General features: G+C 64.6%; 13 protein-coding genes and 1 tRNA gene. 5 read left to right on the top strand and 9 right to left on the bottom strand.

The annotated features are described in order from the left end of the window. From rsfS to rplU, 7 genes are all read right to left on the bottom strand, one after another. Positions 1-243, bottom strand: a 243-nt coding sequence (gene rsfS, locus MK313_RS09365) for a ribosome silencing factor (RefSeq protein ID WP_287781078.1), incomplete at its 3' end; no start/stop codon positions are given. An 81-nt stretch (positions 244-324) separates the two neighbouring features. Beyond that, positions 325-999: a nicotinate-nucleotide adenylyltransferase gene (locus MK313_RS09360; protein ID WP_416054120.1), complete on the bottom strand. Its 675-nt coding sequence runs from the start codon at positions 997-999 to the stop codon at positions 325-327. Positions 1000-1029: 30 nt separating this feature from the next. Beyond that, positions 1030-2334, bottom strand: coding sequence for a glutamate-5-semialdehyde dehydrogenase (locus MK313_RS09355; protein WP_008946107.1), 1305 nt, complete (start codon positions 2332-2334; stop codon positions 1030-1032). Between the two features lie 50 nt (positions 2335-2384). Beyond that, the gene (proB, locus tag MK313_RS09350; protein WP_287781074.1) at positions 2385-3554 is read right to left on the bottom strand and encodes a glutamate 5-kinase; all 1170 of its coding nucleotides are present in this window, start codon (positions 3552-3554) and stop codon (positions 2385-2387) included. Next, the gene (gene obgE / locus MK313_RS09345) at positions 3542-4612 is read right to left on the bottom strand and encodes a GTPase ObgE (protein ID WP_287781072.1); all 1071 of its coding nucleotides are present in this window, start codon (positions 4610-4612) and stop codon (positions 3542-3544) included. Before obgE ends, proB begins: the two co-directional genes overlap by 13 nt. An 85-nt stretch (positions 4613-4697) precedes the next feature. After that, positions 4698-4967: a 50S ribosomal protein L27 gene (rpmA, locus tag MK313_RS09340; protein ID WP_008946110.1), complete on the bottom strand. Its 270-nt coding sequence runs from the start codon at positions 4965-4967 to the stop codon at positions 4698-4700. A gap of 15 nt (positions 4968-4982) precedes the next feature. After that, positions 4983-5306 carry a 50S ribosomal protein L21 gene (rplU, locus tag MK313_RS09335; protein ID WP_008946111.1) on the bottom strand — a complete coding sequence of 108 codons (324 nt, stop codon included), beginning with the start codon at positions 5304-5306 and terminating at the stop codon, positions 4983-4985. Positions 5307-5646: 340 nt separating this feature from the next. Here rplU and MK313_RS09330 point away from each other — a divergent pair. The 5 genes from MK313_RS09330 to MK313_RS09310 all read left to right on the top strand — a co-directional run bounded on the left by MK313_RS09330 (position 5647) and on the right by MK313_RS09310 (position 10663). Next, positions 5647-5736, top strand: a tRNA-Ser gene (locus tag MK313_RS09330). Positions 5737-5900: 164 nt separating this feature from the next. Then, positions 5901-6431, top strand: coding sequence for an RNA polymerase sigma factor (locus MK313_RS09325; RefSeq protein ID WP_287781069.1), 531 nt, complete (start codon positions 5901-5903; stop codon positions 6429-6431). A gap of 87 nt (positions 6432-6518) precedes the next feature. Next, positions 6519-7466 carry a FecR family protein gene (locus MK313_RS09320; RefSeq protein WP_287781067.1) on the top strand — a complete coding sequence of 316 codons (948 nt, stop codon included), beginning with the start codon at positions 6519-6521 and terminating at the stop codon, positions 7464-7466. Positions 7467-7636: 170 nt separating this feature from the next. Beyond that, entirely contained in the window at positions 7637-9988 is a 2352-nt protein-coding gene (locus MK313_RS09315; protein WP_287781065.1) for a TonB-dependent siderophore receptor, read from the top strand. Between the two features lie 177 nt (positions 9989-10165). Next, on the top strand, positions 10166-10663 hold the full coding sequence (locus MK313_RS09310; protein WP_287781063.1) for an ureidoglycolate lyase: 498 nt from the start codon (positions 10166-10168) through the stop codon (positions 10661-10663). Between the two features lie 14 nt (positions 10664-10677). Here the strand turns inward: MK313_RS09310 and puuE are convergent, their stop codons facing one another. Both puuE and MK313_RS09300 read right to left on the bottom strand, forming a co-directional pair. After that, a complete protein-coding gene (gene puuE / locus MK313_RS09305; RefSeq protein WP_287781062.1) occupies positions 10678-11637 on the bottom strand; it encodes an allantoinase PuuE in 960 nt (319 codons plus the stop codon). 110 nt (positions 11638-11747) lie between these two features. Then, complete coding sequence (locus MK313_RS09300; RefSeq protein ID WP_287781061.1) at positions 11748-12575, bottom strand: alpha/beta hydrolase; 828 nt, start codon at positions 12573-12575, stop codon at positions 11748-11750. Between the last annotated feature and the right edge of the window lie 235 nt (positions 12576-12810).

Below are 12810 nucleotides of genomic sequence, written 5' to 3'. Positions count from 1 at the left end.
GACGATATCGCCGCCAGCGATCAGCACCCAGTCGCCCTGCCCCAGCCCTTCGGCGCCGACCTGCGCCACGCCGGCGGCCTTCAGCCGTTCGCGCAGATGTTCGGCAATGGCACTGACCTGCCGCGAGGAGCGGCCGGAGGCGATCACCATATAATCGGCAAAACTGGATTTCCCGGCGAGATCGATGACAATGACGTTCTCCGCCTTGTCGTCGTCCAGCGATTTCTCAACGATGGCCAGCAACTGTGCCGCCCCGTTATCCGAAAGCTTCTTCTTGGAAGACTTCCGCTTAACCTTTGCTTCTTGCATCATCCTCGCAGTCAATTACCCGCCCGACTCTTGCCCCAATGGCTTTCCGGCCGAGTGCCGGTCCTGATTTGCGTCGCCCCTAATCTGCGTCGCCGAGGCGGGATGCAATCGGGTGTGCAGGAACACCCACGCCGGGGATTGTCTGTGGGCCAGCCCCCGCGCCGATCCGGATTTCAGCCGGACCCTAGCGAAACGCCGCGCCGCCAAGCTCCACAACGCCCTTAGAGAATAGGAAGGCCGGTCGAACACCGCAACCGGCATGATGCGAAAGATATTCTGCCAGTCCTTCCAGCGCGCGAATTCCGCCAGGCAATCCGCCCCCATGATCCACACAAAGCGGCGGGTCGGGAACCGCCGCTGCAAGGCGCGCAGCGTATCGGCGGTGTAGCGCGTGCCCAGCCGCGCCTCGATATCGCTGGGCTTCAGCCGGGGATGGCGGGCCACCTGCCTGGCGCCGGCCAGCCGTTGGGCGAAAGGCGCCATGCCATCGTTCGGTTTCAGCGGGTTCTGCGGCGCGACCAGCCACCACACCTCGTCGAGGCCCAGCTGGTGCAGCGCCAGCAGCGCCAGATGCCGGTGCCCGTCATGCGCCGGGTTGAAGGAACCGCCCATCAGCCCGACCGCCTGCCGCCGCCGGTCGATCGGCCCCGGCAGGCCGATCCGGGCCGGACGGCCCTGCCTATGCCAGATATGTCGCAAGGAAATAAGTCCGTAAGCGCATCAGGGCCGGATCTGGCCGTCGCCACGCACGATGTATTTGTAGCTGGTCAGCTGTTCCGCCCCCACCGGTCCGCGCGCATGCAGCTTGCCGGTGGAAATGCCGATCTCCGCCCCCATGCCGAATTCGCCGCCATCGGCGAACTGGGTGGAGGCGTTGTGCAGCACGATGGCGCTGTCCACCGCGGCCAGGAAGCGTTCCGCCGTGGCCGCATCCTCGGTCACGATGCTGTCGGTATGGTGCGACCCGTACATGTTGATGTGGCGGATCGCGCCCTCGACGCCGTTCACCACCTTCACCGACAGGATGGCATCCAGATATTCGGTGGACCAGTCGGCCTCCGTCGCCGGCACGACGCGCGGGTCCAGCCCGCAGACCGCCGGGTCGCCGCGCACCTCGCAGCCCTCGGTGATCAGATCGTCCAGCATCGAGGGCAGCATGGCGGCCATTGCCTGCGCATCGATCAGCAGCGTTTCCATGGCGCCGCAGACGCCGGGCCGGCGCATCTTGGCGTTGAGGGCGATGCGCCGCGCCTTCTTCGGATCGGCGGCACCATCGACATAGACATGGCAGATGCCGTCCAGATGCGCCATCACCGGCACCCGGCTCTCATTCATTACCCGCTCGATCAGAGAACGGCCGCCGCGCGGCACGATCACATCAATATAGGCATTGGCGCGCAGCATTGCGCCGACCAGCTCGCGGTCCGTGCCGGGCATGGCCTGCACCGCCGTCTCCGGCAGCCCGGCCTCCTTCAGCCCGGCCTGCAGGCAGGCGACGATGGCGGTCGAGGAATGGAAGCTTTCGGAGCCGCCACGCAGGATCGCCGCATTGCCGGCCTTCAGGCACAGCCCGCCGGCATCCGCCGTCACGTTCGGCCGCGATTCGTAGATAATGCCGATGACGCCCAGCGGCACCGACTGCCGGGCAATCTTCAGGCCGTTCGGGCGCTCCCACTCGGCCAGCACACGGCCCACCGGGTCGGGCAGTGCCGCCACCTCCTCCAGCCCCCTGGCGATGGCCTCGATGCGCTCCGGCGTCAGTGCCAGCCGGTCGAGCATGGCGCGCACCAGCCCCTTGGCTTCGGCGGCCTGCATGTCGCGCTCGTTGGCGTCCAGGATGGCAGCGCTGCTGTCGCGGACAGCTTGCGCGGCGGCACGCAGCGCGCGGTTCTTGGTCTCGCCATCGGCCTGCGCCAGCCGCGCCGCGGCTTCCTTGGCGGCATTGCCTATCCAGTCCATGATGCGCGCGGTTGTGTCGGTCGCCGCCGGCGTCTCTTTCAGCGCACTCACCTTGTCCTCCACCATGCCGTTCGGGGCCGTGTCTCTGGCCTCCTCATGACCCTCTTGCCGGGCCTTCAGGCGAGCACCAGATCATCGCGATGGATGATCTCGTCCCGTCCACGATAGCCAAGTACAGCCTCTATTTCACGGCTTTTATGGCCCATTATCCGGCGCGCATCGCCGGCATTATAGGCCGAGAGGCCGCGTCCGATGACCCGCCCGTCCATGTCCAGCACGGCAATCGGATCGCCGCGCTGGAAATCCCCCTCCACCGCGATCACGCCGGCGGGCAGCAGGCTCTTGCCCTGCGCCAGCGCGCGCGCAGCCCCCGCATCGACGGTAACGCTGCCGGTCGTGTTCAGATGGCCGCCGATCCAGCGCTTGCGCGCCGTGCGCGGCCCGGCGGACGGCAGGAACCAGGTGCAGCGTCCACCCTCCTCCAGCCGGCGCAGCGGATGCGCGGCGTGGCCGTGGGCAATAGCCATGCGGCAGCCGGCGCCAATCGCGATCTTGCCGGCTGCCAGCTTGGTGACCATGCCGCCCGAGGAATAGCCGGTGGCCGCCGCCCCGCCCATCGCCTCAATCTCCGGCGTCACCTCGGTCACCACCGGAATGTGCGCGGCGTCCGACGCCCTGCGCGGATCGGCAGTATAGAGCCCGTCGATATCAGACAGCAGCACCAGCGTATCGGCGGAAATCATCTGCGCCACGCGGGCGGCCAGCCGGTCATTGTCGCCGAAGCGGATTTCCGCCGTCGCCACCGTGTCGTTCTCGTTGATGACCGGCACCGCGCCCAGCCGCAGCAGTGCGTCGATGGTGGCGCGCGCATTCAGATGGCGGCGGCGCGCCTCGGTATCCTCCAGCGTCACCAGCACCTGCGCCACGGTGATGTCGTGCCGGGCGAGCGCTTCCTGATAGGCATGTGCCAGCTTGATCTGGCCGGTCGCGGCGGCTGCCTGCTTTTCCTCCAGCGCCAGCGCCCGGCCGGTGAGGCCCAGATGGCGGCGGCCGACCGAGATCGCACCGGAGGAGACGAGAACAACCTCGACCCCGCGTGCGCGCAGCGCCGCCACATCCTCGGCCAGCGCCGCCAGCCAGTCCTGCCGGATGCGGCCGCTCTTCTCGTCCACCAGCAGGGCGGAGCCGATCTTCACCACCAGCCGCCGCGCAGTCGCCAGCGCGGGCGATCCGGCGGCGGCGCTCTCGACGAAATCGCTGGCGGCCAAGTCGCTCACGGACGCCATTCTCCTGATTCCGCGCTTACCGCCTCCACGTCCCCCTTTTCCAGCGCCTCGGCCTTTTTCTCGGCGGCGCGGTATTCCTTCACGATGGGGCGCAGCGCGCGGATCACCTCGGTCACGCCCTCGCCGGTCACGGCGGAGATTGCCATCACCTCGGTCTTGGCGGCGCGCTTCAGCTTCTTCAGCTTTTCCTTCAGCTCGTCCGCCGGAATCGCATCGATCTTGTTCAGCACCACGATCTCACGCTTCTCCGCCAGCTCCTGCGCGTAGAGCTTCAACTCCTTGCGGATCGTGCGATAGGCCTTCACCGGGTCTTCCTGCGTGCCATCGATCAGATGCAGCAGCACGCCGGTGCGCTCGACATGGCCCAGGAAGCGCGTGCCCAGCCCGGCGCCTTCATGCGCGCCCTCGATCAGCCCGGGAATATCGGCCACCACGAAGGCCTCGCCGTCGCGCTCGACCACGCCGAGTTGCGGCCACAGGGTGGTGAAGGGATAGTCGGCGATCTTCGGCCGCGCCGCCGAGACGGCGGACAGGAAGGTCGATTTGCCGGCATTGGGCAGCCCCAGCAGACCGACATCGGCGATCAGCTTCAGGCGCAGCCAGACCCACATCTCCTGCCCCGGATAGCCGGGGGTGAATTTGCGCGGTGCCTGGTTGGTGGAGGTCTTGTAATGGGCATTGCCCATGCCGCCATCACCGCCCTTCAGCAGCACGATGCGCTGGCCGGGCTCGGTCAGGTCAGCGATCACCGTCTCGCGGTCCTCGTCGAGCACCTGGGTGCCGACCGGCAGCTTCAGGACGACATCCGCGCCATCCCCGCCAGTGCGGTTGCGGCCCATGCCGTGCGTGCCGTTCTTGGCCTTGAAATGCTGCTGGTAGCGATAATCGATCAGGGTGTTCAGCCCCTCCACCGCTTCCAGGATCAGGTCACCACCACGGCCGCCATTGCCGCCGTCCGGCCCGCCGAATTCGATGAACTTCTCGCGCCGGAAGCTGACGCAGCCCGGCCCGCCATTGCCGCTCTTCAGATAGATCTTGGCTTCGTCGAGAAACTTCATCGCGCTAACGCCTTTGAACGGCAAAAAGGGGAATGGTCACCCATTCCCCTTTCAGCAAAAATATTCAGTCCCGTCGGGGGTGGGCTTACTCTGCAGCAGCCACCGGCGGGAGGATCGAAACGAAGGTACGGCCCTTGGCCTTCTGCGCGAACTTCACCTCGCCCTCGACCAGCGCGAACAGCGTGTGGTCCTTGCCGATGCCGACATTGGCGCCGGGGTGGAACTTGGTGCCGCGCTGACGGACCAGGATGTTGCCCGGAATGACGCGCTCGCCGCCGAACTTCTTCACGCCGAGACGGCGGCCCGCGGAGTCGCGCCCGTTACGCGAGGAACCGCCTGCTTTCTTATGTGCCATGGATTGCTGCTCCTCTTACTTCTTGGCGCCAGCGGAGATATCGGTGATGCGCAGAACCGTCAGGTCCTGGCGATGACCATTCTTGCGGCGGTGGTTCTTGCGACGCTTCTTCTTGAAGATGATGACCTTGTCGCCACGGGTCTGCTCGACGATCTCGGCGGCCACGCTGGCGCCGGCGACCATCGGGGCGCCAACCTTGGCGTCGCCCTCGCCGCCAACCAGCAGCACCTCGTCGAGCGCAACCTTGGCGCCGGCCTCACCGGCCAGCTTCTCGACGACGATCACATCGTCCTTGGCGACCTTATACTGCTTACCGCCGGTCTTGATGACTGCGAACATGGGACTAACCGCCTGATATCCGATCAAAAAACAAAACCCGACGAGACCGCGCCGCGTGGCTTTCCATCGCACCCGCCATCCCTTGCCGGGCCTGACTGGCGCGCGTATGAAAAGGCCTCCCGTCGATTGCGGTCGTCAGGAGAGGCGCGCACTATACCTATGGGCTTGCGTATGTCAACGGCGGAATCGCTGGTATCCACACGGTTTACGCAGCCCTCCGCGTCAGCCGGAAAACAGCCTGCCACGCCGCACCGGATGAAACAATAAAAGCATCAGATGCGGCTTGCAATCCGCGCCCCGGATGGTTAGACATCACCCGCTCGTCCCACGGCGATCCTTCGGAGGGGTGCCAGAGTGGTTGAATGGGACGGTCTCGAAAACCGTTGTGCGTGCAAGCGTACCGAGGGTTCGAATCCCTCCCCCTCCGCCAATATCTATTCCATACATTTGAATTTATTGAATATCTTTGATGGATGGGAATTTCACCCATCTCGTCGCCGTCCTGCTGATTTTGCCGCCAACCGCAGGATGACCGGCCCCAACCAGACTTGCGATTAATTCTCACCGTCGATATGGTCCCGGATGACCGGTTCGATGTCCGTATTTCCTCAGGTCGCAATGCAGAATCCTGCGCTTCTTGTCGCCTACCGCGCACATGAGCGGGAACTGGTGCGCTTTCTGGCGCGACGGCTGCACTGCGTAGCAACGGCGCGCGACCTGGCGCAGGATCTCTATGTAAAGCTGCATGACCAGCCACCAACTGGCGAGTTGCGGCACGAGAAAGCCTATCTGTTCCGCATGGCCGCCAATCTGGCGACCGATCATCTGCGCAGCGTTTCCCGCCGCGCGGAATTGCTGGCTGAAGCACAGGCAATGCTGTGGGACGGGCTGGAACAGCCAACGCCCGAACGTGCCCTGGCTGCGCGCCGCGAGGTGCAGGCCATGCGCCGCGCCGTCGCCGGCCTGCAACCGCTCAGCCGCCGGATATTCGAGATGAACCGGTTTGAGGGAAAGTCCCAGCGCGAGATCGCCGCCCTTCTGGGCGTCTCGCAGACCACCGTGGAGAATCACATGCGCAAGGTGCTGGCTATTCTGACGGCGGCCCGCGCTGGCCGCACTCCATAATTGTCCCCCGCCCATACGGTGAAATGCCCTGCCAAACGTCATAGCTACAAATGGGCAGTATCGCCGCCAGCCAGGAACGCGCCGACCATGAGCTTTCAGCCTACCGACCCCAGACCGGACAGCACCGCCGACGCGGCGCATGGCTGGGTCGTGCGCCTTGCCTCCGGCGAGATGACGCAGGCCGAGATGGCGTCGCTGCGCGACTGGCTCGACCGTGATGCCTCCCATCGTGCCGCCTTCGAGGAAGCGCGGGTGACCTGGCAAATGGCGGCTGGTCTGCGGCAGGATTTTGCCGCAGTGCCACAGCCAGCGCGCAGCCGACAATTTACGCGCTGGGCCGCCGGAATAGCCGCCGCCGCGCTGGTGGCGCTGGCGCTGTTCGCCGATCCGCTGACCGCCTTGCGCGCCGATGCCAGCACGGCGGTAGGCGAGCAGCGGCGGCTGGTCCTGGATGATGGTTCCATCGTGCATCTGAACACCGATACTGCGCTTGCCGTGCGTTTCAGCGCGGCGGAACGGCGTATCGAGCTGCTGCGCGGTGAGGCTTTTTTCGAGGTCGCCCCCAATCCCACACGGCCCTTCATGGTGGCGGCACGGGACGGCACGGCGCGCGCCGTCGGAACCGCCTTCTCTGTGCGGGAAGCCAGCGATCATGTCGCGGTTGCCGTCACTGAAGGCAAGGTCAGCGTCACCGCCCCGGCGCAGGGGGCGGACAGCATTCTGCTGGGGCCGGGCGGGCAGGCACGTTACAGCACTGGCACGGTAGCGAAGGTGGCTCGCGCCATCGCGCCGGAGAACGTGGCTGCCTGGCGTGACGGCCGGATCATCTTTGACGGGCTTCCCTTCGACGAGGCGGTAGCAGAGCTGGACCGGTATCTGCCGGGGGCCATCGTGATCGCCCGCACGCTGCCGGCAGCGCGGCCGGTCAGCGGCGTATTCGCCACCGATGCGCTGGAGGGCGCCATTGCCGCGCTGGCGGAAACCCAGAGCCTGCGCGTATTCCGCATCACCCGTTACCTCACCATCCTGCGCTGAATTTTCTGCTTGGGTAAGCGGTCCGCTCATCCGTCATAGCCATAACAAGTGCGAATGACTGGCACTTGCATTGTGGGCTGTATCGAAGAAAAAGGGGCGACGATATGCGGATCGGTAAGGCGCGGGGCGGCATTGGCCGCGGGAAACAGGGGTGGCGCGATCTTCTTCTCATGGGTACTGCGTTGGTGGTGCTGGCCCATGGGACGCCAGCGATAGCACAGGGGCAGGCCGCCCAGACCGCGCAGGCACAGGAAATACGCAGCTTCCAGATTCCCGCACAGCCACTGCCGGCTGCATTGCGTTTGTTCGCCGATCAGGCCGGTCTGCAGCTGGCCTACAAAACGGACGAACTGCAGGCTTTGACCGGCAACCCGGTCACTGGCAGCTATCGCACGGAAGACGCACTGCGTCTGCTGCTATCGGGGCGCGGCGTTTCCTGGCGCTTCACCGATGCCCGAACGGTCGTTCTGGAACGCATCGCCGCCGGTGACGCGATGACACTCGACCCGGTGACCGTGGAGGGAAAGCGTGTCGTCGAGACCGGAAAGGGGGCGTTCGATGGCTATGTGGCGACGCACAGCACGGCCGGCACCAAGACCGACACGCCGCTGATCGAGACACCGCAATCCATCTCCGTCGTCGGGTCCGAGCAGATCGACCGGCTGAAGCCGCAGACTGTCGGCGAAGCCCTGCGCTACACACCGGGTTTGCTGAAGGGGCAAGGCTTCAACCGTACTGACGACGGTTTCTACATGCGCGGCTTTCAGGTGAATCACGAATCCTTTTATATGGACGGGTTGCGCGGCCAGCCGAATATCTATTCGACCAGTGCCGAGCCCTATGCGCTGGAGCGTATCGAGGTGCTTCGCGGTCCGGCCTCGGTACTGTACGGCCAGGCCGGCCCCGGCGGCGTGATCAACATGGGCAGCAAGCGTCCGACCGAAGACGCGCTTCATGAAGTGCAGTTCCAGGCCGGGAATTTCGAGCGCAAGCAGGTTACCACCGACCATGCCGGCAAGCTGGATGCGGAGGGTAAATTCACCTACCGCCTGACCGCGCTGGCCCGTGACAGCGACACGATGGTAGACCATATCCCAGACGACAAGGCCTTCATCGCGCCGTCGCTGACCTTGAAGCCGACCGACGACACCTCGCTGACGCTGCTGACCAGCTACACCAAGACGGAGACCGCCTACTATTACGGCTTCCCGGCCGAGGGAACGGTACTGCCGAACCCGAATGGAGAGATCGCCCGCGACCGTTTCCTGGGCGAGCCGGACTACAATAAATGGGACCGCACGGTCTATTCCGCCGGTTACGAGTTCGAGCACCGTTTCGCCGACGATCTGCAGTTCAGGCAGAATTTGCGCTATTCGGACTTCAAGAACGAATACAAAGATGTCGGCTTCGGCAGCTGGCAGCCCGGCCAGCGCGTAATCAATCGCAGCGCCTATGAACGGGTGGACGATTCCAGCATGTTTGCGGTGGACAACCAGATGCTGTGGGACGTCCAGACCGGCCCGCTGGCGCATAAGGTCCTGGCAGGGCTGGACTACACCAGGGGCACCTTCGAGCGGGTGCAGTATAGTGGTACGGTCGCACCGCTCGACCTCTATGCGCCGGTTTATGGCGCGCCCGTCACGCGCTCGGCCAGCCCCGTGACCAGCGTCGATCAGAGCTACGATCAGGTCGGTGTGTACCTGCAGGACCAGATCAAGTTCGACGAGAAATGGGTGTTGCTGCTGGGCGGCCGGCAGGATTGGGTCGAGGATGAAAGCCTCAACCGGCTGAACGGCGCCCGGACCAGCAACAGCCAGGACGCTTTCACCGGCCGGGTCGGGCTGGTTTACCTGTCGGAAACGGGCCTGGCGCCCTATGTCAGCTATTCGGAATCCTTCCAGCCTCAGGCCGGCGTGCAGGCCAACGGCTCCTCCTTCGTGCCGACCACCGGTCAGCAATATGAGGCCGGCGTGAAATACCAGCCGCCTGGCCGCGATTCCTCGGTGACTGTCGCGGTGTATGAGCTGACGCGGCAGAATGTGGTGACCAGCGATCCTGCCAATCCCGGCTTCAGCGTGCAGACTGGCGAAATCCAGTCACGCGGCTTCGAGGTGGAGGCGAAACTGAATCTCGCCAAGGGGCTGAACCTGCTGGCCAGCTATACCTATACCGACGCCGAGGTGACCAAGACCAATGGCACCGACCTTGGCAACCGGCCAACCAACACGCCGCAGCACATGGCCTCGCTGTGGGGCGAATATGCGGTACAGGAACCGTTGCTGCGCGGCCTGACGCTGGGGGCCGGCCTGCGCTATGTGGGCGATACGGTCAATCTGGCGGATACCTATACCGCACCCAGCTATACCGTCTATGACGCCATGGTCGGCTACGAGCTGGGACAGTGGGAACTTGCGCTGAACGTGATCAATCTCACCGATGAGAAATACATCGCCGCCTGCACCTATGGCTGTTTCTACGGCGACGCCCGCACGGTGATGGCAACGGTTTCCTATCACTGGTAACAGCCAAAATCCGGCATCGCTGCGCGGGAAAACGCAGCGGTGCCGGCCCGTTCTACGAACGCCGGTATTTCTGACCGCCAGTTCTCATGCGCTTCCCTGACGCCGATATCGACACGGCCTTCTGTGCCTGCGTATAAGGAAAGCAGGACTGACCCAAACCGGACGAGAGGGAGGGACGTGACGCCTTCAACCGCCTCCCTTTCTGCCCCACATCTGAAAGCCTCTCCCCTAACGCCGGAAGGGTTCGCGCCCTTCGGGCGGGTCGTCGCGGCACCCGAGCAGCCAGGCCGGGCCTTTCTGGGCAGCCTGATCGAAAACCGCCGTGAGGCCGCCGACCTCGATTTCTCGCTCACTCATACCGCCGCCAGCCCCCTGCCCTTCGAGGCGCGGCTGATGGAGCACCACCCACTCTCCTCCCAGGCTTTCCTGGCGCTGGATGTGGCGCGGTTTCTGGTCATCGTCGCCCCATCGGGCAGCAATGGGCCGGAGATGGGCCAGGCGCAGGCCTTCATCGGCAGCGCCGGGCAGGCGCTGGTCTATGCGCCCGGCACCTGGCATCACGGCATGGTCGCGCTCGACCGGCCCGGCCGTTTTGCCATCATCATGTGGTGCGCCGAGGATGGCCGGAACGACGAATTCCACCCACTGGCGCAGCCGGTGATGGTGGCCGGCTAAGCCTTATAGGCCGGCTAACCCTTATAAGGGTGCGTCGCCATCCAGTGGCGGGCGATGTCGATGCGGCGGGCGCACCAGACGCCATCGTGCTGCTTCACGTAATCCATGAAGCGCGCCAGCGACGACGCCCGGCCCGGCCGGCCAACCAGCCGCAGATGCAGGCCGATGCTCATCATCTTCGGCGCGCCCTCGGCCCCTTCGCGGTACAGCACGTCGAAGGCATCCTTCAGATAGTCGAAGAAATCCGTGCCGGTCGCGAAGCCATGCACCTGGCCGAACTTCATGTCGTTATTGTCGATGGTGTAGGGGATGATGAGCTGCGGCTTGCCGGCCTCGACTGACCAGTGCGGCAGGTCGTCGTCATAGGCGTCGGAGCTGTAGAGAAAGCCGCCCTCCTCGGACACCAGCCGGCGGGTGTTGGAGGACAGCCTTCCGGTGTACCAGCCCAACGGCCGCTCGCCGGTCGCCTGCCGGATGGCGGCGATGGCGAGGCGCATGTGCTCGCGCTCAGTCTCGATGGGCATGCCGCTATAGTCGATCCAGCGCCAGCCATGGCTCGCGATCTCGTGCCCGGCCTCATGCATCGCCCGCACCGCCTCGGGATAGCGCGCCACGGCCATGCCGACCGCCCAGGAGGTGAAGGGGATATTCCTCTCGCCAAACAGCCGCATCAGCCGCCACAGGCCGGCGCGCATGCCGTAATCATAGACCGACTCGACCTGCTCGTCGCGCAGCCCCTCGCGCGGGATGCCGCCCGGCACCTCATGCAGGAAGACCTCCGATGTGGCATCGCCATGCAGGATGCTGCGCTCGCCGCCTTCCTCGAAATTCACCACGAAGCTGAGCGCGATCTTCGCGCCATTGGGCCAGCGCGGATCGGGCGGCGTCGGTCCATAGCCCTTCAGGTCGCGCGGATAGGGTGCTGTCCCCAGCGCCCCGGCAATCAGCTTCTCATCGGCATCGCGGTCCTGCATGTCCCCCACCTCCATCGTGATGGGGAAATCACACGTTATCCGGCCCGGCTTGTCCAGACGGGTGAACCGTCGAGGCCAAAAATAACCACCGCCCGCCCGTGCCGACAGTTTCAGGAGGGCAGGCGCGCCTCGATCCAGCCAAGGATATCCGCCAGCACCTTCTCCTTGCCGGTATCGTTCAGAAGGTCATGGAAATGACCTTCATAGAGCTTGATCGTTTTGTCAGCTGAGCCGGCATGCTCATGGAAATATTTGCTGCCCGAATAGAGCGTCGCCTTGTCCGCCGTCCCGTGCAGGATCAGCACCGGCAGGGTAATCTGGCCGAACGAGACACGTAGCCGGTCATTGGCGCGGACAAGGGCAGCGACGGTGGCAGCGGGCTGCGTCTCCCCCTTTGTCAGCTGATCGGCCTCCAGCGCTGCGAGCGCTACAGGATCGCGCGTGAAATCCTTCATCTTCAGCTTCAGCACGCCCAGATTCGGGGCAAGGCGGCTGAGCCCCTTGATCGCCGACAGGACGAAGCCCGGGGCAGGCACCTGAAAAGCGAAGCTTTCGCAAATCAGCCCGGCGATCTCATCCTGGTGATCCAGCGCATAGGTACAGGACACGACACCGCCGGCACTGTGGCCGAGCAGGAAGACAGGAAGGCCGGGAAGCCGTTCCCTGGCAATCGTGACAAGCCCACGCAGATCGGCCACATATTCCGCAATATCGTCAATGTAGAACCGGCTGCCCGCGGATGCGCCGCGTCCGCGCAGGTCGATCGCGAAGACGGCCAGGCCGCGGGCCGCAAGCTGCCCGGCTGTCCAGGCATGCTGCCCGCCATGCGAGTTCACGCCGTGGCAGATGACGACCATCGCCCTTGGCTGCCCCTCGGGCATCCAGGAGCGCATGTGAATCCGGACACCGCCGAGGCTCTCGAAATTCTCTTCCCGCATCGACCCAACTCCCCTGCTCTGCATGCGAACAACGGCCGGTCCTGCGCGAAGGGCGCCGGATGATGGCGGCTGTTATCTTCCGATAAGACCATGCCGCCGTCCATATCGATTATTCATTATAATTAATAAAAATCATCCACTTTCAAATAACCGTAAATAAAGCTGCATGATGCCGGGACTGACCTTAAGGACACGATCTCTGATGTCCATGCTGTGTCAGGTGCAGGCTACCTCA

This window comes from Oceanibaculum sp. (assembly GCF_022449305.1).
GTDB classification, from domain to species: Bacteria; Pseudomonadota; Alphaproteobacteria; order Oceanibaculales; family Oceanibaculaceae; genus Oceanibaculum; species Oceanibaculum indicum.
The sequence above is the reverse complement of the archived record's forward strand: the minus strand, read 5'-3'. Positions and strand labels throughout refer to the sequence as shown.